This window comes from Cellulomonas sp. Leaf334, from assembly GCF_001424195.1.
Lineage (GTDB): Bacteria > Actinomycetota > Actinomycetes > Actinomycetales > Cellulomonadaceae > Cellulomonas.
The window spans coordinates 1-25,169 of record NZ_LMOO01000010.1; the positions used below are offsets into that span (position 1 = coordinate 1).

The following is a 25,169-nucleotide window of genomic DNA, read 5'->3' on the forward strand; positions in this document are numbered from 1 at the left end:
CGCCGAGACGACCCATGCGCACCACCACGCCCACGCCACGCAGCCCGGGCGCGATCAGCCACGCTCAAGCGAGGACTTGACCGAAGACGTGAAAGCTAGCCGGCTTCGGGGTCGCCACCCTGCGCTGCCCGTCCGCCGTCGACGGGCAGCACGGCGCCGTTGACGAAGCCCGCGTCGTCGGACAGCAGGTAGGCGACCGCAGCCGCCACCTCCTGTGCCAGGCCGCTCCGGCCGAGCGGGTGCAGCGCCGCCATCTGCGCATCGACCTGCGGGTGCTGCTCGCGGTAGGCCTCGTAGCGCGTCGTGCTGATCGACCCGAGGGCGACGGCGTTGGTGCGGATCCCCGCCGGGCCGTGGTCGACGGCGACGGCCCGGGTCAGGCCCCCGACGGCCGCCTTCGCCGTCGCGTACGGCAGCGCGCCACGAACGGGCCTCTGGGCCTGGTGCGAGGACACGTTCACGATCGCGCCGGGGCGGGCGCGAGCCAGGAAGTGGTTCACGGCCGTGTGGCAGCCCGTGACCGCGAGCGCCAGGTTCGCCGTGATCATCGCGAGGACCTCGTCGCTCGTCGCGCCGTCGAGCGTGGCGTCCTCGAAGACCGCCGCGTTGTTCACCCAGCCGACCAGCGGGGCCTGCGACTCCGCGTGCGCAGCGGCTCGTCGCGCCGCCTGCGCCTCGCGCGCGTCTCCGACGACCAGCTCGACGTGCGGGTCGTCCCAGTCGAGCGAGTCGACGACGTCCAGGACGACGACGTGCCCTCGCCGCGCCAGCCTGCCCGCGATCGCGCGGCCGACGCCGCCGCTGCCACCCGTCACCACGTACGAGCGTCCCGTCACGCGACGGTCCGTTCGTCGGGCACGGCCGGGGGGTGTGACCCGGCACGACGGGCGCGCCTGTCGTGGAAGGTCTTGACGATCGGCGGGAGCATCTGGAACACGCTCAACGTCGCGAAGATCAGGGTGTTGACCCCGACGAAGAGCGCGAGCGCCTCGACCCAACTCGACTGCATCGTCTCGGCGGAGATCGGGTTCCACTGCGTGCCGAGCGCGGCGACCACCGGGGCGGCGAACCCGACCGCGGCGAGGGCCGGCCGGGGCACGTCGTTCCAGCCCTTCCCGCGTCGGGTGACGATGTGCGCGAGGGCCGTCACGAACGCCCACTGCAGGAACACCGAGTAGTACAGCTCGAAGAAGATCACCACGGCGACGGCCCTGCCCCGCCAGCCGGCTCCCCACGCGGTGACGACCCGCTCCGCCAGGAAGACGACGCCGATCGCGACCCAGAACGGTGACCACCGCAACCCGTTCACGGACAGGATGCCGATCGCCATGAGCGCGAGGTAGCTGTGCAGGGCGATGGCTCCGTACGCGAGCCCGAGCTGCTGCGCCCAGTAGGTCGCCGTGGTGCGCGTGAAGCCGTAGACGCCGACGTTCTCGAGCGCCCCGCGCTGCCACCGCAGCCGCTGCTTGCGCAGGTCACGCCACGTCGGCATCACCTCGGTGGTGACCCGGCACTGCGGCGGGGAGGTCATCGCCGCGCCGAGCGACTTCAACGCCAGCGTGATCTCGTTGTCCTCGGTCATCGCGAGGGTGTCGTAGACCCCGCCCTGGTGCCCGGGGATCAGGGACTCGCGGACCTGGGCGACCGTCGCCAGGGCGTACCCCCGGAAGACCGACGCGGTGCCGGTCAGCACGAAGAGATGCCCCTCGCGCCGGCCGATGACCCGCTGGTACCGCGTGAACTCGTTGCGCTGCAGCTGGCCCAGCACCCCGGAGCCGTCCTCGCCGGAGAACAGCCCGCCGACGGCCATCAGCTCCGGGTCGGCCTCCAGCAGCCCCAGCGCGACCTCCAGGAAGTCCGGGGTGATCGTCGAGTCGGCGTCCATGATCAGGTAGACGTCCTCGACCGCGGCGCCCGGCAGCAGCCTGGCCAGGGCCTGGTTGAGCCCCCCTGCCTTCGCCTGGGTGTTGCCGACCGTCTCGAACACCTCCACGCCGCGCGCCAGCGCGATCTCGACGGTCGCGTCCGTGCAGTTGTCGGCGACCACGAGGATCCGGTCCGCGGGGCGGGTCTGGCTCAGCAGCGAGTCGATCGACGCCCCGATGATCGCGGCCTCGTCGTGCGCCGGCAGCAGCACGGTGCACCGGACCACGGTGGGCGGGATCGCGGGCAGGGCGGACGCCGGCCACGCCGGTGGCACGTCGAGCTCCAGCCTGCGCATCGCGGCCGCGCCCAGGACCCGGCGCCCCACGTTGGACGTCGACCCGGGGAGCGGCTCGGTGACCTGTCGGCGGCTGGACAGGACCCGTAGGGCGTTCGCCGTCTGCAGGGCCGCGAACGTGACGATCAGGGCAGCGAGCGCGAACCCGATCCCGAGCAGCACGCCCGGCCGCGGCGCACCGAGGTCCAGGTCGACGGGCAGGGCGGCCATGACCACGTCGAGGACGGGATCCGGCGAGTCCGGGACGATCGGTGGGCGCGCCGTGGCCAGGAGCCAGATCGCCCCGCCGAGCAGTCCCAGGGCCAGTGCGGTCAGGCTGAGCGAGACCCAGCCGAGCCGGGCTGCTCGGCGTTGCCACGTCGTCGTGCTGGGTGACGGCACGGTCTGGGCGGCGCGCCCGTGACGCGTCCGGATGCTGATGATCGTGAGCACGAGCCCGCTCAGGACGACGTACGCGCCGACCCACAGCGTGATGGCGCCCAACCCGGCGAACCCGAGCACCGAGAGCGCAGCTCCCACCAGCACCAGGATGATCCACAGGGGCATCGGGCACGTCCTCGCGGCGGCGGGTGAGGCGACTCACCGCCAAGCGTAGTGACAAGGGGCCGCAACACTTCCAGGGCCACCACGCATCGGCCGGAGGAACACAAAGGCCCCGGCCCGCGTCTCCGCAGGTCAGGGCCCGTGTGTTCGCTGTCTCAACGAGTGTCCGGAGGGGGACTTGAACCCCCACGCCCTTTCGGGCACTAGCACCTCAAGCTAGCGCGTCTGCCATTCCGCCACCCGGACAGGTGGACCGCAGGGCACCCGGAGGCGCCCTCAGGTGCGGCAGAAAAGATAGCACGGCGCGGCGGGCGGGCACGCATCGGCCACCCGGGGCACACTGGCGGCAGGCGTCGTGACCAGGCGCCTTCGGCCGTGATGCAGGGAGCCCGATGACCGACGCCAGCAGCTCGACGGGCCGCTCGCCTTCCAGCCCGACGGCCCGCAAGGTCGCGGGTGCACGGCGCAACCCGAGCGTCTACGGCACGGAGCACACCGCCCCGCGCTGGTTGCGCGGCGCCGCGGGTGTCTCGTGGCGGCTGCTCGTCGTCATCGCGATGGTCGCCCTGATCTTCTACGCCACGTCGCGCGTGCAGCTGCTGTTCGTCGCGGTGTTCCTCGCGTTCGTGTTCACCGCCGTCCTGCGTCCCGCGGTCGACTACCTCGCGCGCTGGCTGCCGCGGGGGCTGTCGACGGCCCTCGCGATCCTCGGGGGCATCGTCTTCTTCCTCGGGCTGCTCACGTACGTCGGCTACTCGATCGCCAACCAGTGGACGGACCTCACCAAGCAGTTCAGCGACGGCATCGGCCAGATCACGGACTTCCTGGAGAACGGGCCGCTGCCGTTCAGCATCACCAACGACCAGATCGCCGAGTGGATCAGCAACGGCCAGAAGTGGGTGCAGGAGCACGCCGGTGACCTGGCCGGTCAGGCCGCCGCCGGTGCGGGCTCGGTGGTCGAGGTGTTCACGGCGCTGGCGCTGGCGATCTTCTGCACGGTGTTCTTCCTGGCTCGCGGACGCGAGATGTGGACCTGGTTCCTCAACCAGCTCCCCACGCGCCTGCGGGAGACCTGGCAGACCGCCGGCGGGGCCGGCTGGTACACGTTCTCCGGGTACACGCGCGGCACGGTGATCATCGCGGTCACCGACGGCATCCTGGCCTTCATCCTCCTGAGCGTCCTGCGCGTCCCGCTGTCCGCGCCGCTCGCGGTGCTCGTGTTCATCGGCGCGTTCATCCCACTGATCGGCGCCCCGGCGGCGATGGTCATCGCGATGATCGTGGCGCTCGCCGCGAACGGCCTGATCTCCGCGGCGATCGTCGGCATCGGCATCGCGCTGATCGGCCAGTTCGAGGGGCACATCCTGCAGCCGATCGTGATGGGCAAGCAGGTGTCGATCCATCCGGTGGTCATCGCGTTGGCGGTCACCGCCGGAACGCTGACCGCGGGCATCCTCGGCGCCGTGATCTCCGTGCCGCTGGTCGCGGTGTGCTGGGCGATCTTCTCCCGGCTGCGCACCCTGGACCCCCCGATGGAGGAGGACGAGTCGGACGACGACGTCGAACCCGTCGAGAACGTCGAGGAGATCGACGACGACGAGGTCGTCAAGCAGCCCTGAACCTCACCGGAAGTCCCGCGACGCCGACCTGACCTTCAGCGACATCGGCGTCAGGTGCTCCGCGACGAGGTTGGTCGCACCGTCCGCCCGTTCCAGCCGACCGCGCACCACCAGGGCGCGTGACGTGCGGGCAACCTTGCGGAACTTCTGCCACAGTCCCGCCGAGCAGATGACGTTGAGCAGCCCGGTCTCGTCCTCGAGGGACAGGAACGTGGTCCCGCCCGCGGTGCCGGGTCGCTGCCGGTGCGTGACGACCCCCGCGACGGCCACCCGTCGCCCGATCTCGTGGCGGAACGCCTGCTCGACCCGCAGCACCCCGGCGGCGTCGAGCCCGTCACGGACGAACTGCGTCGGGTAGGAGTCCACGGACACGCCCGTCGCCCACACGTCCGCGGTCGCGACCTCGACGTCGTCCAGGCCCGGGAGCATCGGTGCGGTGACCCCGACGGAGACCCCGGGCAGGGTGTCCGGTCCCTCCTGCGCGAGCGCTCCGGCCGCCCACAGCGCCTCGCGACGCGTGACCCCCAGGCTGTCGAGCGCCCCGGCGGTGGCGAGCGCCTCGAGCTGCGTCGTCGACAGCTGCACCCGCCGCACCAGCTGGCGCAGGTCGGTGAACGGCCCGTGCGCACAGCGTTCGTCGACCACCCGCTGCGCGACGTCCTCCCCGACCGACCGGACCGACGAGAGCCCGAGCCGGACGGCGAGAGACCGTCCGCCGTCCCCGGTGCGGACGCCCGCGGGGACGGCCGGACCGGTGCCGCTCGGTGTCGGCACCAGCGGCGGCTCACCGCCCGCCGGCGCCGGGCCCAGGCGTTCGACGCACGCCAGCACGTCGGACGCCTGCACGTCCGGGCGCAGCACCTCCAGACCGTGCCGGCGGGCGTCGGCGGCGAGGCTCTGCGGCGAGTAGAAGCCCATCGGCTGCGCCGCGAGCAGCCCCGCGTAGAACGCTGCCGGGTGGTACACCTTCAGCCACGCGCTGGCGTACACCAGGAACGCGAACGAGTACGCGTGCGACTCGGGGAACCCGAAGTCGGCGAACGCCTTGAGCTTGTCGAAGATCTCCTGCCCGGTCCTCTCGTCGATCCCGTGCCCGGCCATGCCGGACATCAGCCGCCCCCGCATCGCCTCCATCCGCTCGGTCGACCGCTTCGAGCCCATCGCCCGGCGCAGCTGGTCCGCCTCCGCCGGCGTGAAGTCGGCGACGTCGATGGCCATCTGCATGAGCTGCTCCTGGAACAGCGGCACCCCCTTGGTCTTGGCCAGCGACTTCTCCAGCAGCGGGTGCAGGTACGTGACGGGTTGGCGGCCGTGCGCGCGCTCGATGTACGGGTGGACGGAGCCGCCCTGGATGGGGCCGGGGCGGATGAGCGCGACCTCGATGACGATGTCGTAGAACGTCCGCGGCTGCAGGCGCGGCAGGGTGCCCATCTGGGCGCGTGACTCCACCTGGAACACCCCGACGGTGTCCGCGGCGCTGAGCAGGTCGTACACCTGCGGGTCCTCCGCGGGCAGGCCGTGCAGGTCCAGCTCCTCGCCCTCGTGCTCGTGCACGAACCCGAACCCGATCCGCAGCGCGGTGAGCATGCCGAGGCCCAGCAGGTCGAACTTGACCAGCCCCGCGTCCGCGCAGTCCTCCTTGTCCCACTGCAGCACCGTGCGTCCCGGCATCCGCGCCCACTCCACCGGGCACACCTCGATGACCGGCCGGTCGCACATGACCATGCCGCCCGAGTGGATGCCGAGGTGCCGGGGCAGGCGCAGGAACCGGTCCGCGAGGTCGATGACGTGCTCGGGGATCTCGTCGAGGTCGCTGGCCGCCGGCGGCAGGACCGTCGGGACGACGTCGTGACCGTCCGCGGTGACCAGACCGGGGGTGTCCACGCCGCGGGCGGACCGCAGCACGGTGCTGCTCGGCAAGGCTGGCTCCCACGTGTTCCCCCACATCGACGCCTGGTGGCGACGACGCTCGTCCCGCGCGGTCGCCGGAGGCTCGGGCGACGGGCCGGTGTGCCCGACGTGCGGCCGCGGGCGGCGCCCGGAGGACGGCTTCTCGGGCGGTGGCGGCGGTGTGTTCGGCCGCAGGCTCCCCCACCGCTCGATCGACTGCGCCCACGCGTCCTGCTGCCCCGCGTCGTACCCGAGCGCCCGGGCGGCGTCCCGCACCGCCGACCGCGGCCGGTAGGAGATGACGTTGGCCACCTGCGCGGCGTGCGTCCGGCCGTGCTTCTCGTAGACGTACTGGATGACCTCCTCGCGACGCGCCGACTCGATGTCCACGTCGATGTCCGGCGGCCCGTCCCGCTCGGGCGCCAGGAACCGCTCGAACAGCAGCCCGTGCCGCACCGCGTCCACCGCGGTGACCCGCAGCGCGTAGCAGACCGCGGAGTTCGCGGCCGAGCCGCGACCCTGCGCCATGATCCCGTTGCGCCGGCAGAAGTCGACGAGGTCGTAGACCACCAGGAAGTACCCCGGGAACCCGAGGCCCTCGATGACGTCGAGCTCGTGCGCCAGCTGCGCGTACGCACCGGGCACCTTCTCCGACCCCGGCGGCCCGTACAGCTCCAGCGCGCCACGCCGGACCAGCTCGCGCAGCCACGTGGCCTCCGTGTGGCCGGGCGGCACCGGGTAGGGCGGGAGCCGGGGGGCGACGAGGGACAGGTCGAACGCGCACTCGTCGGCCAGGTCCGCCGCGGTGACCACGGCCGACGGGTGCCGGCGGTGCAGCGCGAGCATCTCGGTGGCCGACCGCAGGTGCGCCATCGGGCCGCCGGGCAGCCAGCCGTCCAGGTCCTCCAGCGACGACCGGGCGCGGACCGCGGCGAGCGCGGCGGCCAGGTCGGCGTCGCGGGGGGTGGCGTAGTGCACGTTCCCGGTGGCGACGAGCGGGAGCCCGGCGTCGGCCGCGAGGTGTGCGAGGGCGTCGGCACGGTCGGTGTCGTCGGGGCCGCCCGCCGCTGTGACCTCGACGGCCACGTTGTCGCGGCCGAACAGGGCGACGAGCCGGTCGAGCTCGGTCCTGGCAGCCTCGACCCCGGTCGCGGTCACACCTGCCACCCCGGACGGGTCCCCGCCCGCGAGCGCCCGCCGCACCGAGCCCTTGCGACAGCCGGTGAGCACCAGCCACTGCCCGGCGGCCGTCGCCGCCAGCTCCTCCAGCCGGTAGTCCGCCGCTCCCTTCCGACCGGTGCGCAGGTGCGCCTCCGCGATCGCTCGCGACAAGGCCCGGTAGCCGTCCGGCCCGCGGGCGAGCACGAGCAGGTGGGACGCCCGCGGGTCCGGGATGCCCGTCGGCAGGTCCAGGACGGGCGGTCCCGGGGTGACCCGGGCCTTCTCGCGGGGGTGGCGACGACCGTCCGGTGCGGGCAGGTGCAGCTCCGCCCCGAACACGGTCGGCAGCCCGACCGCCTTGGCGGCCTGCGCGAACCGCACCACGCCGTAGAGCCCGTCGTGGTCGGTGAGCCCGAGCGCGCGCAGCCCCAGCCGGGACGCCTCCGCGGCGAGCTCCTCGGGCTGGCTGGCGCCGTCGAGGAAGCTGAACGCGGAGTGGGCGTGCAGCTCGGCGTACCGCGGGGGAAAGGGTGCGGACCGCTCAGTCATACGTCGCCTCGCACGTCCAGCCGCCCGCCGTGCACGCCAGGAGCACCGCGCGGCCGTCGTCGAACGTGACCTGCAGGTGCGCCCGCAGGCCGGGACGGTCGTCGGCCGCCACCCACCAGCGCTCGCTCAGCAGCCACGGCCCGGCCCACCCGACGACGGCGCGGGGTTCGTCGTCGGGCGTGCGCAGCCGCGCGACGGCGACGTCCCACGCCTCGGCCCGACGGCGCCCGCGCACCGCATGACCGGGTGTCCGGCGCGTCTCGCGCCCGCGTCGTGCGACGGCGGGCTGCCCGGCGGGCTCCCCCACGGCCTCGTCGGCTCCTCGCGGCAGCCACCGCACCCAGGCGGGCTCCCCGCGCATCCCGCTGCGCACGTCGAGGACCACCGGCGCCCCCGACGCGTCCCGCACGTCGACCCGTTCGGGCGGGTCCAGCACCGTCGCCGGAGCGGGGTCGGGCAGCCGACCTGGCCACGGCCGGTCCACGGGCCGTGCCGGTTCGATCTGCTCACCCCACGGCTGCAGGTGCACCTGGTCGCGCACGTCGCGCCCACCCTGCAGGGTCGCGACGAGGATCCCCGCCCCGCCGACGATCCCCTGCACCCGGTCCAGCGCCCGGTGCGCGCGCAGGTCACCGCCGGACGGCCCACCCCACAACCGCCCCTGCTCGGCACCGGCCGGGGCGACGTCGAGGGCGGTGACCGCGAGGTGGACCAGGGTGACCGCCCGCGAGTCCTCGTCGGGCCAGGGGTCGGTCGGCAGGTCGTCGTGCGCCCAGGGGTCCCGGCCCGACGCGACCGCGTCCCGGGCCGCCCGCGAGCGCGCGCGGGCGGCGGGGTCGTCGGCTGCGCGCGCACGGGCCGTCTCGACCGCGCTGGAGGCGAGCCACCCCTCCAGCTGCCAGCGGATCCGGTCGGTGATGCGCGCGGGGGTCAACCCGCCCCAGCCGCCCAGGTCCGTGCGCCACGTCCGGACCAGGTCGGTGCCGTCGTCGGTGCGCGCGGAGATCTGCAGGCGCCCGCAGGTCACCGCGTGCTGCACGAGCAGCGCGTGCAGCTCCTCGGCCAGCCGCCGCCCGGCGAACGTCGCCGAGTCGACCCGGTCGAGCGGCGGGTCGAGGTCGGCGGCCACCTCGAGGTCCGCCTCGGGCCGACGACGGGCGGGCGGGCGCTCGTCGTCGCCGCGCGCGAGCAGCTGCGCCCACGCGCCGAGCCGCCCGAAGCGGGCGTGCACGTCCGTGGGAGGCAGCGCAGCGAGGTGGCCGAGCTGCCGCAGCCCCAGGCGGTGCAGCAGGTCCACCAGCTCCGCCACCGCCGACGCGGCCTCGTCGGTGACGGCGGCGTGCACCAGCTCGCTCATCGCGCGCGGCGCCAGGTACGCGGCCGACGACCCCGGTGGCACCACCGCACCGGTCCGGGCGGCCAGCACCGCCGCCAGCAGCCCGTCGGCGGTGCCGACCGCGCACTCGTGGCCGGAGCCGCCCGCGACCGCGTCGATGAGCCTCTCCGCCAGTGCGTCCTCGGAGCCGTGGTACCGGCTGGCGCCCCCCGCGGGCAGCAGCAGCAGCCCGGCGCGGACGACCTCGATGCCGGCCACCACCGTCTCGGCCGCCGCCGCGACCGGCTCGAACAGCCGGACGTCCCGGGCGTCGTCGGCGGGCAGCAGCACCAGCTCGGGGCAGACCCCCTGCGCCTGGCGACGTCGCATCCCCCGACGCACGCCCTCCGCCCGGGCGAGGGCGGACACGGCGGTGAGCTGACGGCCGTCGTGCACCGCGGTGGGGACGTGCGGCGGCACCTCCTCGGAGGTCGCGGCGGCCACCACCGGCCAGTCCGGGACCCACAGGACGGTCGTGCGGGTGCTCATCCGACGAGCCTCAGACCGGGTGTCTTCTCCTGCGCCGGGACGGGCACAGGCGCAGACCCGATGGGCAGGGTCAGGTCGAGCGAGCGCGGCACCGCGGCGCTGCCCCGGCCGGTGCGGACCAGCCGGATCTCGTGCGTGCGCAACCGCCCCTCGCCCGCGTCGATCCCCGTCCACCGGCCCGACTCGACCGTGAGCACCACCCCCGCACCGGGCCAGTCGACGGTCGAGAGCAGCACGGACCCGCGGTCCCGGGCGCGCGCGGACAGCTTGCGGCGCTCGGCGTCGGTCAGGGCGGCCTGCGGCCCGACGACCACGACGTCCACGCCGTCGAGCAGCGCGGCCACCACGGTCGGCGCCTCCAGCCCCGGGTGCGGGACCACAGCCAGCCGGTCGAGCGACACCCCGGCCTGGGCAGCCGCGAGCAGGCCGATGGTCGGCTGGCCGACGACGCTCGCCCACGCCCCGCCGGCGCACGCGTGCGCGAGCATCGCCAGCACCAGCGACGTCGACCCGGTGACCACGGTGGTGCCGCCGCGGCGCAGCCCCTCGGGCAGGATCGGGGCCAGCGGGGGTGGGACCGCCATCGGCGGGCGCTCGCTGGTGATGATCCCGGTGGTCGGCTGCTCGACGGGGACCTCGGGCGGGTGCGGCAGGACCACGAGCGCGGGCGCGGGCGCGGCGACCGTCTCCGGGTCGGTGCCGGCCTCGGCGTGGTGGTGTCCGAGCAGGCCGGCCGGCTCTGTCGTCGCCGCCGGACCACCCAGCGGCAGCACGCTGCGCGCCCCCGTGCGCTGCTCGGCGCGCGCGAGAGCGGCCCGGGCGAGAGCGGCCCGGTCCTCGCGCGACATGGTGCCGACGGCCATACGACCCTCCTCCCGATCAGCCGATGAGAGGGTGCTCCCGGAGACCTCATCGAACATCTGTTCGAAGTATCTCAGTACACGCTGACACTCCGGACGCTGTCAATCCGACGTCGCCCGGACGGCCCCGCGACGGCGTGCCCGAGACGCAACCACGCAGGTCTCGGCTATGTTCTCGTCGCCCGGCAGCGGCGCCGGCGTCAGCAGAGAGGCACGCCATGGGAGTCGTCGTCGGGATCTACCGCCTCGCGCTGGCGGCGATCACGTTCCTCGCGCTGTTCTGGGCGCCCAGCACCGGGCTGGCGTTCGACCTCGAGGACTACGTCTACTTCACCAACCAGTCGAACCTGCTGCTGGCCGTCGTGATGCTCTGGGGCGGAGTCGCCGTGCTCGCCCGTCGCGAGGGACCGGCACCCTGGCTGTTCGGCGCGGTGACGCTCTTCATCCTCATCACCGGCCTGGTCTCGTACCTCATCCTCGACCCGGCGCCCCCCGGAGAGGAGATCGTCGCGCTCGGCCTGACCCGGGACCAGATCGTGCACCGGCTGACCCCGATCGCGGCGTTCGTGCACTTCGTGCTGATGGTCCCGCACCGCAGCCTGCGCATCCGGAACGCCGCGTACTGGCTGCTCTACCCGGTGGCGTACTGCGCGTTCTCCACGGTCCGCGGCGTGCTGAGCCCTGACAGCGAGTACCCGTACGGGTTCGTCGACGTCTCCGAGCTGGGCTACGGCGGGCTGCTGCTCAACGTCCTGATCTACGGCGTCGGCTTCTTCGTCCTCGGTCTCGCCCTCGTCGGCCTCGACCGGCTCCTGCCCGCGCGGGCGCTCCTCGGACGACGTGCACCCGAGCCGACCCCGCGCGGACCCCTGGTCCCCGCGCCATGATGTCGGCATGGCCGTGAACCTCACCCGTCCCGTCGCCCCCGACCCCTACTCGCTGCTCCCGCCGGTCCCCGACTTCACCCTGACGAGCGAGGACTTCGGGCACGGCGAGCGCCTCCCGGACGTGCACACCAACACCGACGCCGGCAGCAACACCTCGCCGCAGCTGTCGTGGACGGGCTTCCCCGACGCCACGCAGTCGTTCCTCGTGAGCTGCTTCGACCCGGACGCCCCCGGCCCCGCGGGCTGGTGGCACTGGACCGTGGTCGACGTCCCCGCGACCACCACCGCGCTGGCCACGGGTGCCGACCTGCCCGCGGGCGCGTTCGCGCTGCGCGGCGACGACGGCGAGGCGCGCTACGTGGGCGCCGCTCCCCCGCCCGGCGACCAGGTGCACCGGTACATCTTCGTCGTGCACGCCCTCGACGTGCCCTCGCTCGGGCTCGGACCGGACACGATGCCGGGCGCCGCGAACACGGCTGTGCTGTTCCACACGCTCGCCCGCGCGGTGCTCGTCGGGACCTACCAGCGGTGACGCTCGGCACGCTCACGTGGGTCCGCGCGCTCGACCGCCCCGACCTGCTCGCCGTCTCCACCCACGCCACGATCGAGGCCTGGGTCGCACAGGACCCGACGGTGGCCGACGCCGTCCTGGTGACCGAGATCGACCCCGACCTGGCCGACACGGCCGCGCTCACCGAGGCGTACCGTCTGCCGCCCGCGGCGTCCGCCAACTGCGTGCTCGTCGCGGGCCGCCGTGAGGGCGAGGAGCGCGTGGCCGCGGCCGTCGTGCGCGCCACCACGCGCGCCGACGTCAACGCCACGGTCAAACGGCTGCTCGACGTCCGCAAGGCGTCGTTCCTGCCCATGGACCGCGCCGTCGAGGAGTCGGGCATGGAGTACGGCGGCATCACCCCGCTCGGCCTGCCTGCGCGCTACCGCGTGCTGGTCGACGGTCGCATCGCGGTGGACGACCCCGAGGCCGGGCCGACCGTGATCATCGGCAGCGGCGTGCGCCGCTCGAAGATCGCCCTGCCCGGAGCGCTCCTCGCCCGGGCGCCCGGCGTCGAGGTCGTCGACGGGCTCGCGCTCGACTGAGCGTGGGTGCCCGTCGCTAGGGTGTCGCGGCATGAGCCGAACGACCCATCGCGTCACCAGGGACCGCGCGGTCTGCCGTGCCCACGGGGTCACGGGCGTGCTGGTCCGGCCCGTGTCGGGTGCCGAGCGCGCGGTCGTCGTCATCGGCGGGTCCGAGGGCGGGATGCACGAGCGGGACGCCGTCGCGCTCGCCGAGGCCGGGTTCGCTGCCCTCGCACTGGCCTACTTCGGTGCGCCCGGGGTCCCGCCCGTGCTCGTCGACGTGCCCCTCGAGTACTTCACGCGAGCGCTCGACCTGCTGGAGGCGGAGGGGTTCGCACCGGGCTCGATCGGGCTGCTCGGCGGGTCGCGGGGCGGGGAGGCGGCGCTGCTGGTGGGCAGCCGCGACGAGCGGGTCGGGTCCGTGGTCAGCATCGTCGGCAGCGGTGTGGTCACGCAGGGCATCGACTACGGGGCCGGCCGGCTGGACGCGATCCTGCAGTCGTCCGGGCCGGCCTGGACCGTCGGCGGCGACCCGCTGCCGTTCCTGCCCTACGAGGTCGGCCCCGAGCTCCTGGGGACCATCGAGCGCAACGAACCGGTCGAGCTGCGCGACGCCTTCGCCGCCCTGCCGACCGATGCTGCCGAGCTGGACCGTGTCAGCATCCCGGTGGAGCGCATCCGCGGCGGGGTCCTGCTCGTCTCGGGGAGCCACGACCTGACGTGGGACTCACCCGCGTACCACCGGGTCGCCGCCGACCGTCTCACCGACCACCCGTACCCGTGGGCGAACGTCGTCCTCGACTCCGTCGGACACCTGATCGCGGGACCGCCCGGGGGCGTGACCGCCAGCGAGGGTCCGGGTCCCGGGGTGACGTTCCGGTTCGGCGGCGACCCGGTCATCACCGCGCAGGGACGGGTGGAGACGTGGTCGCGGAGCATCGGATTCCTGCGCTACACCCTGCCTCGCGACGACGCCGCAGCGACGTGATCGCGTCGTTCCACGACCGCCTCGGCGAGGTCCTCCACCGGCTGGACCTGAGGTCGATCGCGAGGCAGCGGTGGCGAGCGAGCGACGAGCCGTGGTGGCTCCCCAGGGTCCCGGGCATCAGCGCCGACGGTTTCCTGTACGCGCGGTGCGCAGCGGTCGCGGAGGGCAGGTCGACGGTCGAGGCGGCAAGCCTCCCGGCAGTCCCCGGTGACCGGCTCGCGGACCGGCCGCGTCAGCGCGTCGCCCAGAAGGCGACCGCGGCGGCCGACGCGACGTTGAGCGAGTCGACTCCCCCGCGCATCGGGATGCGGACGACGACGTCCGCCGCCGCGATCGTCTCGGCCTTCAACCCGTGCCCCTCCGACCCGAGGACCAGCGCGAGCCGCTCAGGAGTGTCCCGCTCCAGCTCGTCCAGGTCGACCGCGTCGTCGGTGAGGGCCAGCGCCGCGGTGACGAACCCGTGCTGCCGCAGCACGTCGATGCCGGCGGGCCACGGGTCGATGCGGGTCCACGGCACCTGGAACACGGTGCCCATGGAGACCCGGACCGACCGCCTGTAGAGCGGGTCGGCGCAGCGCGGCGTGACGAGGACGGCGTCCATGCCCATCGCCGCGCACGCGCGCATGATCGCGCCGACGTTCGTGTGGTCGACGATGTCCTCCAGCACGGCGACCCGACGAGCCCCGGCGAGCAGCGAGGCCACGGGCGCGAGTGCCGGTCGGTGCATCGCGGCCAGCGCGCCACGGTGGACGTGGAACCCGGTGATCGCTTCGAGCACGGGTTCCTCGGCGACGTACACGGGGACGACCGTGTCGTCGGCGGGCAGCCCGGCCAGCAGCCGTTCCAGGTCCGGCAGCCAGCGCGGCGACAGCAGCACCGAGCGCGGTCGGTGGCCGGCGGCGAGCGCCCGGCCCAGCACGGTCGAGCTCTCCGCGATGTAGAGGCCCTTGGCGGGCTCCTGCCGCGAGCGCAGCGCCACGTCGGTCAGGGCGACGTAGTCGGCGAGCCGTTCGTCGGCGGGGTCGGTGACGGGCTGCAGGGAGGCGACGGGCACCCGGTCATCCTTCCAGCCGGACGACGACCTCCCCGTCGTGCGCCAGCTCGAACGGCGTCCCGGCCACGGAGTAGGTGCCGAGGAACCCGCTGACGGGCACGCGTCCGTCCGACGAGGTCCGCAGGGTCGTCGGCGCCAGCCACCACTCGTCCTTCACCAGCCGGCGCAGCGCGTCGTACGCGGGCTTGGGGGTGCCGTCGACACGGACCAGCCCGGCCGGAGCGCCGAGCCACGCACCTTCGTCGGTGATCCCCCAGTAGGTCGCCGCCTGCACGGCCGGGTGCCCCAGCAGGGTCCGGTAGTGGCGTTCCAACTCGTCGCCCTGCCGGGTCTCGCCCTCGAGGGTCGACGGCCAGGACGACACCCGGTGGTCGTTGAGGTCCTCGATGTGCGGGGGCATGAGGTCGCCGGACAACAGGGTCGTCTCGGTCAGGTGCAGAGGCAGCCCGAAGCGCGCGAACCGGTCGAGGATGGCGAGGGTCTTCTCCTCGCCCCAGTAACCCTGGTGCATGTGGCTCTGCAGCCCGATCGCGTCGAGCTGGACCCCGGCTTCGAGCACGCCCTCGATGAGGCACTCGTAGGCGGTGGACATGTCGAAGTCGTTCAGCAGCAGGGTGGCCGACGGGTTGGTCTGGCGGGCGGCGTCGAACGCGAGCCGGATGGTCGGGATGCGCCCGCGCTCCCAGGCGAGCCGGGTCAGACCGTTGGGCTCCTTGTCGAACACCGGCATGATGACGACCTCGTTGATCACGTCCCACGTGTCGACGACCCCGGCGAAGTCGGCCACCTCGCGCCGGATTCGCGCGTCCTGCACGTCGGCGATCTCGTCGGTGCTCAGGTCGAGCAGCCAGGGCGCGCCGACCGTGTGCCAGGCGAGCGGGTGACCCTTGACGGCGACGCCGCGGTCGGCGAACCAGCGCGCCGCCGTCAGCAGCCGGGCCGTGTCGGGACGGCCCCGCACCCGTTCGAACCCGCCCCAGTAGAACGGCAGCGTCGCGGAGTTGAACACGTCGAGCCAGAGGTCCGCGAGCCCCGTGGCGGAGGCGGCGGTGGCGCCGCCGAACGCGGGCAGCTCGGCCGCCTCGCCCTCCTGGTTGGCGAGCGCGATGAAGTCGAACCCGATGTTGCCGAACAGGAACGCGTGGCGTTCCTGGGCGACGACGACGTCGGCGTCGGCGAGGGGGCGGCCGTCCGCGCCGAGGACGGTGACGACGGCGTCGGCGCGCCGGTGGGGCAGGGTGGACATCGGGCAAGCGTAGGTCTTTTATCGATCCAACCTGACGCCTAACCCCTCGTCACCTACGGGCACCGCGGCTCGTCGTGCGGCTCGGCCGCCGAGGACGGCCACCCCCGCGCCCACGAGCGCGACGACGGGCACGACGAGGAACGCCTGGTGCGTCCCGACGGCGTCGGACAGGGCCCCGAGGGCGAACGGGGCGACGCCGATCGCGAGCCCGCCCGCGAACGTCGCGCGCGCCTGCGTCGCGTCCGTGCGTCCGGGTGCGGTAGCGAGCAGCAGCGCGACGGACAACGGGTACTGCGCGCCGTAGCCGAGCCCGGCGACGAACAGACCGACGATCGCCACGGTCGGGGTGGTCGCGGTCCACAGCACCGCCCAGCCACCGATCGCGACGACGAACGCCACGGCGAGCAGCAGCACCGGTGCCACGCGCAGCGACAACGGCCCGACGACGAACCGGATCACCGACATCCCCGCCACGAGCCCGGCGGTCGTCGCGGCCGCGATACCGGGGCCGGCCCCCGTCCGCTCGAGCACCAGGCCGGTCGCCCAGTACGTGGTGGCGAACTCCATGGCGACGGCGGCGACCATCGTCACCAGGAAGCACCACCCCGGGAGCGTGGTGCGTGCGCGGACGACCTCCGGCACGGCAGGGTCGGGGACGTGCGGTGGTGTCATCGCTCCGCCGACGGGGATCCGCGACACGACGATCGCCGAGACGAGCGCGAGGACGACCGTCACGGCGACCGCGGGCCGCCAGCCCCAGCCGATCGCGACGCACACACCGACGGCCAGCGGACCGACGAGCCCGATGGACGAGCCGATCCCGTTCCCCTCGGTCAGTGCGGCCGACGCCTTGCTCCCGTGCCGGAGCGCCAGACCGGCCTGTGCGCTGCTGATCGCGATGTTCCCCCCGAGCGCCAGCACCACCATGGCGGGCAGGCTCCAGGCCAGCGAGGGGGCTGCGACCAGGCCGGACGCCCCGACGGCGATCAGGGCGCACGCGACGAGGAGCGCCGTGCGCCGGCCGCGGCTCCGCACGAACCGTGGCGTCGTGAACGCGGCCAGGATGCCGCCGACGGCCATCGCGGTCCCGTGCAGCCCCGCCTGCGCGTCGCTGATGCCGAGCTCGTCCGCGAGCAGGGGCACGCTCGGGTTGAAGCTGTACAGCAGCCAGCCCCACACGACGAAGCTCCCGTAGAACGCGACCGTCGTCCGGTCGCGCGGGAACCCACCGGTCGCGGGGCGGGTGGGGCTGGGCATGCTGCCGAGGGTACGTCGCCGCAGGTCACGGCCCGGCCAGGGCACCGGGTGGAACTCAGTCCACCGGTGCCACCGCCGCGGCGAACTGGCTCGCGTACAGCCGCGCGTACGCGCCGCCGGCGGCGAGCAGCTCCTCGTGCGACCCCTGCTCCACGATCGCGCCGTCCTCCATGACGAGGATCGCGTCGGCGTCACGGATGGTGGACAGCCGGTGGGCGATGACGAACGACGTCCGGCCGTGGCGCAGCGCGTTCATCGCCTGCTGGACCAGCACCTCCGTGCGCGTGTCCACGGACGACGTCGCCTCGTCGAGGATGAGGATCGGCGGGTCGGCCAGGAATGCGCGGGCGATGGTGAGCAGCTGCTTCTCCCCCGCCGAGACGTTGGCCCCCTCGTCGTCGACCACGGTGGCGTACCCGTCGGGCAGCGTGCGCACGAACCGGTCGACGTGCGTGGCCTCCGCGGCGGCGACGATCTCGTCCTGCGTCGCACCGTCGGCGCCGTAGGCGATGTTCTCCGCGAGGGTGCCGCCGAACAGCCAGGTGTCCTGGAGCACCATCCCCATCTGCGAGCGCAGAGCGTCCCGGGTGAGGTCCCGGGTGTCGATGCCGTCGAGGGTGATCCGCCCGCCGTCGACCTCGTAGAACCGCATGAGCAGGTTCACCAGGGTCGTCTTGCCGGCGCCGGTGGGTCCGACGATCGCGATGGTCTGGCCGGGCTCGGCCACGAGCGACAGGTCCTGGATGAGCGGCTTGTCGGGCGAGTAGCTGAACGCCACGTGCTCGAACGCCACGCGTCCCCGGGTGGGCTGCACGGGCGGGGTGGCGTCCGCGGGGTCGGGCGACTGCTCGTCGGCGTCGAGGAGCTCGAACACGCGCTCCACGGACGCGACCCCGGACTGCAGCAGGTTGGCCATGGAGGCGATCTGCGTGATCGGCTGCGTGAACTGCCGGCTGTACTGGATGAACGCCTGCACGTCGCCGAGCGTCATCGTCCCCGACGCCACGCGCAGTCCGCCGACGACGGCGACGATGACGTAGTTGAGGTTGGCGACGAAGCCGAGCGCCGGCTGGATGATCCCGGAGATGAACTGCGCGCGGAAGCTGGAGTCGTAGAGCTTCTCGTTGCGCTCCGCGAACACCTCGGCCGCCTCGGCCTGCCGCCCGAACACGGTCACGAGCGAGTGCCCGGTGTACATCTCCTCGATGTGGGCGTTGAGCTTGCCGGTCCAGGCCCACTGCTCCATGAACTGGGGACGGGACCGCTTGGCGATGGCCCCGGCGATCACGATCGACAGCGGCACGGTGACGAGCGCGATGACGGCGAGCAGCGGCGAGATCCAGAACATCATCACGAGCACGCCGATGACGGTGAGCACCGAGGTGATGAGCTGCGAGAGCGTCTGCTGGAGGGTCTGTGCGACGTTGTCGATGTCGTTGGTCACGCGGCTGAGCAGCTCGCCGCGCGGCTGGGAGTCGATGTACCGCAGCGGCAGCCGCGACAGCTTCGCCTCGACGTCCTGCCGCATCGTGTAGACGGTCCGCTGCACGACGACGGCGGTCAGCCGCCCCTGCAGCCAGCCGAACAGGAACGACCCGACGTAGATCGCGAGCACGATCATGAGCAGCTGCCACAGCCGGTCGAAGTCGATCCCCTCGCCGGGCACCGCCCCGCTGCCGGCGACGACGTCCGCGAAGGTGTCCTGTCCCTGGGCACGCAGCGCCGTGACGGCCTGCTCCGTGGTGGTGCCCGCGGGGAACGCCTCGCCCAGCTGGGTGCCGATGACGCCGTCGAAGATGATGTTCGTCGCGTCACCCAGCAGCTTGGGACCGATGACGGCGAGCACGACCGACGCGACGGCGAGCACGATGATGAGGGCCATCGGCGCCCGCTCGGACCGCATCTCCCGCAGGAACCGCATCGCGGACCCGCGGAAGTTCATCGACTTCTCCCCCGGCATGCCCATGTTCATCATGGGACCGGGGCCGCGACGGGCCTGCGGCGGGAGGCGCTTCGTCTCGGTGCTCATGCCGCCTCCTCCACGCTGACCTGCGAGTACACGATCTCCTGGTACGTCTCCGAGGACTCCAACAGCTCGGCGTGCGTCCCGACGCCGACCACCAGCCCGTCCTCCATGACGACGATGCTGTCGGCCTGCCGGATGGTGGCCACCCGCTGCGCGATCACCAGCACGGTCGCCTCGCGCGTCTCCGGGGCCAGCGCGGCGCGCAGCCGGGAGTCGGTCGCGTAGTCGAGCGCCGAGAACGAGTCGTCGAACAGGTAGATGTTCGGGCGTCTGACCAGGGCTCTCGCGATGGCGAGGCGTTGCCGCTGCCCGCCGGACACGTTCGTGCCGCCCTGCGCGATCGGCGCGTCGAGTCCCTCCTCGAGCGCCTCGACGAAGTCGCGTGCCTGGGCGACCTCCAGCGCGTGCCAGAGCTCCTCGTCGGTCGCGCCCGTCCGGCCGTACTCGAGGTTGGACCGCACCGTGCCGGCGAAGAGGTAGGGCTTCTGCGGGATGAGCCCGATCTGGCCCCACAGCTGGTCGGGGCTGAGCGCGCGCACGTCGACGCCGTCGATGAGGACCTCGCCGCCGGTCACGTCGAACAGCCGCGGGACGAGGTTGAGCAGGGTGGTCTTGCCCGCACCCGTGGAGCCGATGATCGCGGTGGTCTTCCCCGGTTCGGCGACGAGGTCGACGCCGTGCAGGACCGCGCGCTCGGCGCCCGGGTAACGGAACTCGACCCCCCGCAGCTCGAGCAGCCCGGGGCGCGAGTCGGCGCCGGTGCGCAGCTGCGCGGGCTCGGCGGGCGGGACGACGGAGGTCCGGGTGTCCAGCACCTCGCCGATCCGCTCCGCGGACACGACGGCCCGCGGGACCATGACGAACATCATCGTCGACATCATCACGCCCATGAGGATGTAGGCGATGTACGACAGGAACGCGGTGAGCTGCCCGATCATCAGGGCACCTGCGTCGATGCGCTCGGCACCGAACCACAGGACGGCCACGGTCGTCGCGTTGAGCACCAGCATGACCATCGGGAACATCAGCGCCATGAGCTTGCCGACGCGCAACGAGGTGTCGTACAGGTCGGTGTTGGTCGCCGCGAACCGCTCGGACTCGCGGCGCTCGCGCACGAACGCCCGCACCACCCGGACACCGGCGATCTGCTCGCGCAGCACCCGGTTGATGGCGTCGATCCGCTTCTGCATGGACCGGAAGTACGGGATCATCCGCGTGACGATCAGCGCGATGACGATCGCGAGCACCGGGACCGAGACCAGCAGCACCGCGGACAGCCCGACGTCCTCGCGCATCGCCATGATGACGCCGCCGACCAGCAGGATCGGTGCCATGAGCATCATCGTGAACGTCAGCAGCACCACCATCTGCACCTGCTGCACGTCGTTCGTCGTGCGCGTGATGAGCGTCGGTGCGCCGAACGTGGCGACCTCCTGCGCGGAGAACGTCTGCACGTGCCCGAACAACCGCTTGCGCACGTCTCGCCCGAACGCCATGGCCGTCTTCGCGCCGAAGTAGACGGCGACCACTGCCGCGAGGACCTGCACCAGGCTGACGCCGAGCATGATGCCGCCGAGTCGCATGATCTCCGCCGTGTCGCCCTGCGCGACCCCGTCGTCGATGATCCGCGCGTTGAGGCTGGGCAGGAAGAGCGTCGCGATCGTCTGCACCAGCTGGAGCACGATCACCGCGAGGACCGCGCCCTGGTAGGGCTTGAGGTGCTCCTTGAGCAGGGTGATCAGCATCATGAGCTCCTGTCGGACGAGGTGGGGGCGAGGACGCCGTGGAGGATGAGGTCGACCAGCTGCTCGGGAGCCGGAGGCCCGGTGTCGAGTCCGCGGCGCGCCGCGTCGACGGTCCGGATGGTCGCGCCCAGGAGCACGGTGTTGAACAGCTCGATGACGTCCGCCAGGGGCAGCCGCAGCTGGTGCGCGTCGAGGTCGAGCAGCTGCGACACCGCGACGGTCACGGCGGCGGTCCCGGCCTGCTGGCGGAGGCCCCACTGGCGCATCGCCGCGTCGCGCTGCTCCCCGGTCGGTCCGGCCGGCTCGAGGCGACCGACCTCGTGCAGCAGGCTCATCCAGCGCATCGACTCGCCCACGTGCGCCTGGGCCTGCGTCAGGAGGAGCAGGAGCTTGTCCCGCAGCGGCAGGGTCCGGTCGATCGCCTGGATCTCCGGGATCGCGTCCGCCGGGTCGACCGCGGCCAGCACGGCCTCGCGGACGAGCGTGACCTTGTCGGTGAACACCCGGAAGAGCGTGCCCTCCGCCACCCCGGCGGCCTCGGCGAGCTCGCGGGACGTCACCCCGGCGCCGCGCGCCAGGATCACCGGCCGCACGGCCAGCAGGATGGCCGCGCGCCGCTCGTCGGGCGGCAGCGGGTTGGCACGCCCTCGCCCGGGTCCGGTGATCGTCTCCACGCCGCGATGCTAACTGAGTGAGTACTCACTCCGGCACCTCACTGCGTTCGCTGTGGGCGAACATGGCGAAGGGCCGGATCCTGTCGGATCCGGCCCTTCAGCTCAGGCGGGCGGTGCGTCCTGCGGCGGGGGTTCGGGCGCCCGCGGCGGCACCGCCGCCCCACCGGGCCGCTGCCCCTGCTCCACGGACGGGTCGAACGGCAGACCGCTCAAGGTGCCCGACGCCGTCGCGTCCGCGGTCGCCGCCGCCGACTCCCGACGCGCCTCGGCCAGCGCCTCCGCCGGGTCCGTCAGCGTGGTCGGCGGCAGGTCGTCGCCCAGCGGCGACGTGCCCGCGGCACGGCCCGAGTCCGGCAGACCGCCTTCGTCGGTGACCGGTCCGCCGAACCCCTTGGCGAAGACGCCCAGGGCGCTGGTCAGCTCCGACGGCAGGAACCACATCTTGTTCGACGGGCTCGCCGCGATCTTCGGCAGCGTCTGCAGGTACTGGTACGCCAGCAGCTTCGGGTCGGCGTCGCCACGGTGCACCGCGTCGAAGACCTGCAGGATCGCGCGCGCCTCACCTTCGGCCGTGAGGATCGCCGCCTGGGCGCCACCCTCGGCCCGCAGGATCGCCGCCTGCTTCTCGCCCTCGGCGGTCAGGATCTGCGACTGCTTGAAGCCCTCGGCCGTGAGGATCGCCGCACGACGGTCACGCTCGGCGCGCATCTGCTGCTCCATCGAGCCCTTGATGCTGTCCGGCGGGTCGATCGACTTGAGCTCCACGCGGTTCACGCGCACGCCCCAGCGCCCGGTCGCCTCGTCGAGGACGCCACGCAGCTGGCCGTTGATCTGGTCACGGCTGGTCAGCGTCTGCTCGAGGTCCATCGACCCGACGACGTTACGCAGGGTGGTGACCGTCAGCTGCTCGATGCCCTGGATGTAGTTGGCGATCTCGTACACCGCCGACTTCGGCTCGGTCACCTGGAAGTAGATGACCGTGTCGATGCTCACCACGAGGTTGTCGGACGTGATCACCGGCTGCGGCGGGAACGAGACGACCTGCTCGCGCAGGTCGACGCCGGCCCGCACGCGGTCGACGAACGGGATCAGCAGGTGCAGTCCTGCGTCCAGCGTGCGGGAGTAGCGCCCGAGCCGCTCGACGATGATCGCGACGGCCTGCGGGACGATCTTGACCGCCCGCACGAGCGCGATGACGACGAAGAGCAGCACCAGGCCCAGCACGATGAAGAGGGCGATCTGCCCACCGTTCGGGTCGTCCATGGATCCTCCAGGAGGGTCAGGCGCGGACGAGCTGCCCGCGCGACGTTCACGGGCTCAGAGACCCGCCACCGGGGCGATGACAGCGGTGGCGCCGTCGATCCGAGTCACCCGGACCTCGGTCCCCGGCGGGATGGTCTGGGCGGCGTCCACCCGAGCGCTCCACACCTCGCCGGCGAGCTTGACGCGGCCACCCTCACCCGTGACGGTCGACACGACCACGGCCTCGCGGCCGACCAGCGCCGCGGCGTTGGTCTCCACGAGCGGCATGCGCGCCCGCAGGTGCCGCAGCAACCACGGACGCAGCGTGAAGAGCAGCAGGACAGAGGTCAGGGCCGCGACGACGAACTGCACGGGCACCGTGGCACCGAACAGGTAGGCGATCGCGCCGGCAATGGCTCCACCGGCGAACATCGCGAGCACGAGGTCGAGCGAGAGCATCTCGAGGATGCCCAGAGCGAGCGCCGCACCGATCCACCACAGCCACCCCATCGGGCCACTCCCTCGGTCGAGCAGGTTCCGACGACGGACCCTGCGGTTCAACCGATCCTAGACGATCTCTTTGCGAATCTGTGGGATTCGACTCAGCCCTGGGCGGACGCCGCCCGCGCGGACCACCGACCGTCGGTGTGGTCCACCGTCAGCGGGAGGTCGAACGCCCCGGAGAGCGTCTCGGCAGTGAGCACCTCGTCGATCGGACCCGCCGCGAAGGCCTTGCCCTGGCGCAGCAGGAGGATGTGCGTGAAACCGGGCGGGATCTCCTCGACGTGGTGCGTGACCAGCACCAGGACCGGCGACTTGTGGTCGCCGGCCAGCTCCGACAGCGCCGCGACCAGCTCCTCGCGCCCGCCGAGGTCCAGCCCCGCAGCGGGCTCGTCGAGCAGCAGCAGCTCCGGGTCCGTCATGAGCGACCGGGCGATCTGGACGCGCTTGCGCTCCCCCTCGCTGAGGGTGCCGAAGTAACGGTCGGACAGGTGGGCGACGCCGAACGCCGCCAGGAGGTCGGCCGCCCGCGACTCGTCGAGCGTCTCGTACGCCTCCCGCCAGCGACCGGTGACGCCGTAGGCCGCCGTGAGCACGACGTCGCGCACCGTCTCCCCCGCCGGGATCCGGTCCGCCAGGGACGCGCTGGACAGCCCGATGCGCGGGCGCAGCTCGAAGACGTCGACCCGCCCCAGGCGCGATCCCAGGAGGTCGGCGGTGCCGGCCGTCGGGTGCATCCGACCGGCCGCGACCTGCAGCAGCGTCGTCTTGCCGGCCCCGTTGCGGCCGAGCACCACCCACCGCTCGCCGTCACGGACCGTCCACGTCACCTCGTCGAGGATCGTCGTCGTTCCCCGGCGGATCGTCACGGCCTGCAGGTCGAGCACGTCGGTCATGGGCATGACCCTAACCGTCGCGCCGGAGGTGGGCGGGCCGGTCGCCGGTGGGCTGGGTCACGTCCTACCGTGGTCCGATGGACCTGACCCTGGAGCTGCCGCGCTCGGTCCTGCTCGCCCTCTGGCTGGCGGACGACAGCAGTGACCGCTCGGTGCTGGTCGGCGCCGTGCAGTCCGACGACGAGCCGCACTCCGTGCAGCGCCGGCCCGCGGCAGACGAACCGCTGCGCGACGACGTGTCCGACGAACCGCTGAGCACCCTCCTCGACGCGTGCGACGGCTCACCCCGGGACGTCGCGACGGTCCTGCCCGTCCCGGGCGACCCCGGGGCGACACCCGCGTCGGTCAGCTCGGCCGCCACCGACGCCGGCGAAGCGGTCCTGGTGCGGACGCCGCAGGCGTGCCTCGTCGCGGTGCCCGTGGTGCAGCGGTTCGGGTCCGCGCTGGAGCCGGGGCACCTGGTGACCTGGGAGCTGTCGGACGTCCCCGACTGGCGGCACGCCGTGCACGCCCAGACCGGCACGCTGCAGGATGCCGAGCGCGAGCTGCGCCAGGGTCTGCTGCAGGCGACGGAGGCCCTCGTGAAGCTCGACATCGCCCGGTGGCGACCCGACGCGGCCGAGACCGTCGCCGCCCTGCGCGACCTGGAGCTGCCGGCGTGGCGCCTGCCCGACGGGCTCGACGGCCGCCGTGTGCGCGTGCTGGCCAGCGCGGCCCGGCTGCGCGCGATCGTCGCGCTGGCCACACAGGACGACGGCGCCGCGGTCAACCTGTGGCAGGCCGACCAGCGGTCCACCGCGCTGCGCGAGGTCGACCGGATGGCCCGCCGCGCGATGGCTGCCGCGGCGTCCCGGCTGACCGCCTGAGCG

General features: G+C 73.1%; 20 protein-coding genes and 1 tRNA gene. 6 read left to right on the top strand and 15 right to left on the bottom strand.

The window, feature by feature from the left end; all coding sequences use genetic code 11:
• Positions 1 to 95 precede the first annotated feature (95 nt).
• The 3 genes from ASF78_RS20995 to ASF78_RS21005 all read right to left on the bottom strand — a co-directional run bounded on the left by ASF78_RS20995 (position 96) and on the right by ASF78_RS21005 (position 3,010).
• Positions 96 to 836: an SDR family NAD(P)-dependent oxidoreductase gene (locus tag ASF78_RS20995; protein ID WP_056594388.1), complete on the bottom strand. Its 741-nt coding sequence runs from the start codon at positions 834 to 836 to the stop codon at positions 96 to 98.
• Positions 833 to 2,767, bottom strand: a complete 1,935-nt coding sequence (locus ASF78_RS21000) for a glycosyltransferase (protein WP_082495288.1) — start codon at positions 2,765 to 2,767, stop codon at positions 833 to 835. Before ASF78_RS21000 ends, ASF78_RS20995 begins: the two co-directional genes overlap by 4 nt.
• 160 nt (positions 2,768 to 2,927) lie before the next feature.
• Positions 2,928 to 3,010: transfer RNA gene (locus ASF78_RS21005), tRNA-Leu, on the bottom strand.
• A gap of 146 nt (positions 3,011 to 3,156) precedes the next feature.
• On the opposite strand from ASF78_RS21005, the gene ASF78_RS21010 reads away from it, so the two are divergent.
• A complete protein-coding gene (locus tag ASF78_RS21010) occupies positions 3,157 to 4,383 on the top strand; it encodes an AI-2E family transporter (RefSeq protein WP_056594390.1) in 1,227 nt (408 codons plus the stop codon).
• A gap of 3 nt (positions 4,384 to 4,386) precedes the next feature.
• Here ASF78_RS21010 and ASF78_RS21015 read toward each other — a convergent pair whose 3' ends face one another.
• Genes ASF78_RS21015 through ASF78_RS21025 form a run of 3 tightly spaced genes read right to left on the bottom strand, consistent with a single transcriptional unit; the run spans position 4,387 to position 10,710 of the window.
• Positions 4,387 to 7,983, bottom strand: coding sequence for an error-prone DNA polymerase (locus tag ASF78_RS21015; RefSeq protein ID WP_056594393.1), 3,597 nt, complete (start codon positions 7,981 to 7,983; stop codon positions 4,387 to 4,389).
• On the bottom strand, positions 7,976 to 9,847 hold the full coding sequence (locus ASF78_RS21020; RefSeq protein ID WP_056594396.1) for a DNA polymerase Y family protein: 1,872 nt from the start codon (positions 9,845 to 9,847) through the stop codon (positions 7,976 to 7,978). The genes ASF78_RS21015 and ASF78_RS21020 overlap by 8 nt, the downstream gene beginning before the upstream one ends.
• A complete protein-coding gene (locus tag ASF78_RS21025) occupies positions 9,844 to 10,710 on the bottom strand; it encodes a hypothetical protein (protein ID WP_056594399.1) in 867 nt (288 codons plus the stop codon). The genes ASF78_RS21020 and ASF78_RS21025 overlap by 4 nt, the downstream gene beginning before the upstream one ends.
• Before the next feature lie 215 nt (positions 10,711 to 10,925).
• Here ASF78_RS21025 and ASF78_RS21030 point away from each other — a divergent pair, with 215 nt between their 5' ends.
• The 4 genes from ASF78_RS21030 to ASF78_RS21045 are packed head-to-tail and all read left to right on the top strand — an operon-like array spanning position 10,926 to position 13,659.
• On the top strand, positions 10,926 to 11,594 hold the full coding sequence (locus tag ASF78_RS21030; protein ID WP_056594402.1) for a Pr6Pr family membrane protein: 669 nt from the start codon (positions 10,926 to 10,928) through the stop codon (positions 11,592 to 11,594).
• A 7-nt stretch (positions 11,595 to 11,601) separates the two neighbouring features.
• Positions 11,602 to 12,126 (top strand): YbhB/YbcL family Raf kinase inhibitor-like protein, encoded by a 525-nt coding sequence (locus tag ASF78_RS21035; protein WP_056594405.1) that lies wholly within the window; start codon positions 11,602 to 11,604, stop codon positions 12,124 to 12,126.
• Entirely contained in the window at positions 12,123 to 12,689 is a 567-nt protein-coding gene (locus ASF78_RS21040) for a YbaK/EbsC family protein (protein WP_056594407.1), read from the top strand. The genes ASF78_RS21035 and ASF78_RS21040 overlap by 4 nt, the downstream gene beginning before the upstream one ends.
• A 31-nt stretch (positions 12,690 to 12,720) precedes the next feature.
• The gene (locus ASF78_RS21045) at positions 12,721 to 13,659 is read left to right on the top strand and encodes an acyl-CoA thioester hydrolase/BAAT C-terminal domain-containing protein (RefSeq protein ID WP_056594409.1); all 939 of its coding nucleotides are present in this window, start codon (positions 12,721 to 12,723) and stop codon (positions 13,657 to 13,659) included.
• A gap of 232 nt (positions 13,660 to 13,891) precedes the next feature.
• Here ASF78_RS21045 and ASF78_RS21050 read toward each other — a convergent pair whose 3' ends face one another.
• The 9 genes from ASF78_RS21050 to ASF78_RS21090 all read right to left on the bottom strand — a co-directional run bounded on the left by ASF78_RS21050 (position 13,892) and on the right by ASF78_RS21090 (position 24,300).
• Entirely contained in the window at positions 13,892 to 14,713 is an 822-nt protein-coding gene (locus ASF78_RS21050; protein WP_056594412.1) for an RNA methyltransferase, read from the bottom strand.
• A 4-nt stretch (positions 14,714 to 14,717) separates the two neighbouring features.
• Entirely contained in the window at positions 14,718 to 15,959 is a 1,242-nt protein-coding gene (locus tag ASF78_RS21055) for an endo-1,4-beta-xylanase (protein ID WP_056594415.1), read from the bottom strand.
• Between the two features lie 18 nt (positions 15,960 to 15,977).
• Positions 15,978 to 17,216: a sugar MFS transporter gene (locus ASF78_RS21060; RefSeq protein WP_056594419.1), complete on the bottom strand. Its 1,239-nt coding sequence runs from the start codon at positions 17,214 to 17,216 to the stop codon at positions 15,978 to 15,980.
• A gap of 55 nt (positions 17,217 to 17,271) precedes the next feature.
• The gene (locus tag ASF78_RS21065) at positions 17,272 to 19,245 is read right to left on the bottom strand and encodes an ABC transporter ATP-binding protein (RefSeq protein ID WP_056594421.1); all 1,974 of its coding nucleotides are present in this window, start codon (positions 19,243 to 19,245) and stop codon (positions 17,272 to 17,274) included.
• Positions 19,242 to 20,987 carry an ABC transporter ATP-binding protein gene (locus ASF78_RS21070; protein WP_056594423.1) on the bottom strand — a complete coding sequence of 582 codons (1,746 nt, stop codon included), beginning with the start codon at positions 20,985 to 20,987 and terminating at the stop codon, positions 19,242 to 19,244. Before ASF78_RS21070 ends, ASF78_RS21065 begins: the two co-directional genes overlap by 4 nt.
• Positions 20,987 to 21,661 carry a TetR/AcrR family transcriptional regulator gene (locus ASF78_RS21075; protein WP_235518754.1) on the bottom strand — a complete coding sequence of 225 codons (675 nt, stop codon included), beginning with the start codon at positions 21,659 to 21,661 and terminating at the stop codon, positions 20,987 to 20,989. The genes ASF78_RS21070 and ASF78_RS21075 overlap by 1 nt, the downstream gene beginning before the upstream one ends.
• Before the next feature lie 102 nt (positions 21,662 to 21,763).
• A complete protein-coding gene (locus ASF78_RS21080) occupies positions 21,764 to 22,924 on the bottom strand; it encodes an SPFH domain-containing protein (RefSeq protein WP_056594425.1) in 1,161 nt (386 codons plus the stop codon).
• 54 nt (positions 22,925 to 22,978) lie between these two features.
• Positions 22,979 to 23,413 carry an NfeD family protein gene (locus tag ASF78_RS21085; protein WP_056594427.1) on the bottom strand — a complete coding sequence of 145 codons (435 nt, stop codon included), beginning with the start codon at positions 23,411 to 23,413 and terminating at the stop codon, positions 22,979 to 22,981.
• Positions 23,414 to 23,505: 92 nt separating this feature from the next.
• Entirely contained in the window at positions 23,506 to 24,300 is a 795-nt protein-coding gene (locus ASF78_RS21090; protein ID WP_056594534.1) for an ABC transporter ATP-binding protein, read from the bottom strand.
• Between the two features lie 77 nt (positions 24,301 to 24,377).
• On the opposite strand from ASF78_RS21090, the gene ASF78_RS21095 reads away from it, so the two are divergent.
• Entirely contained in the window at positions 24,378 to 25,166 is a 789-nt protein-coding gene (locus ASF78_RS21095; RefSeq protein WP_056594537.1) for a hypothetical protein, read from the top strand.
• Positions 25,167 to 25,169: the final 3 nt, after the last annotated feature.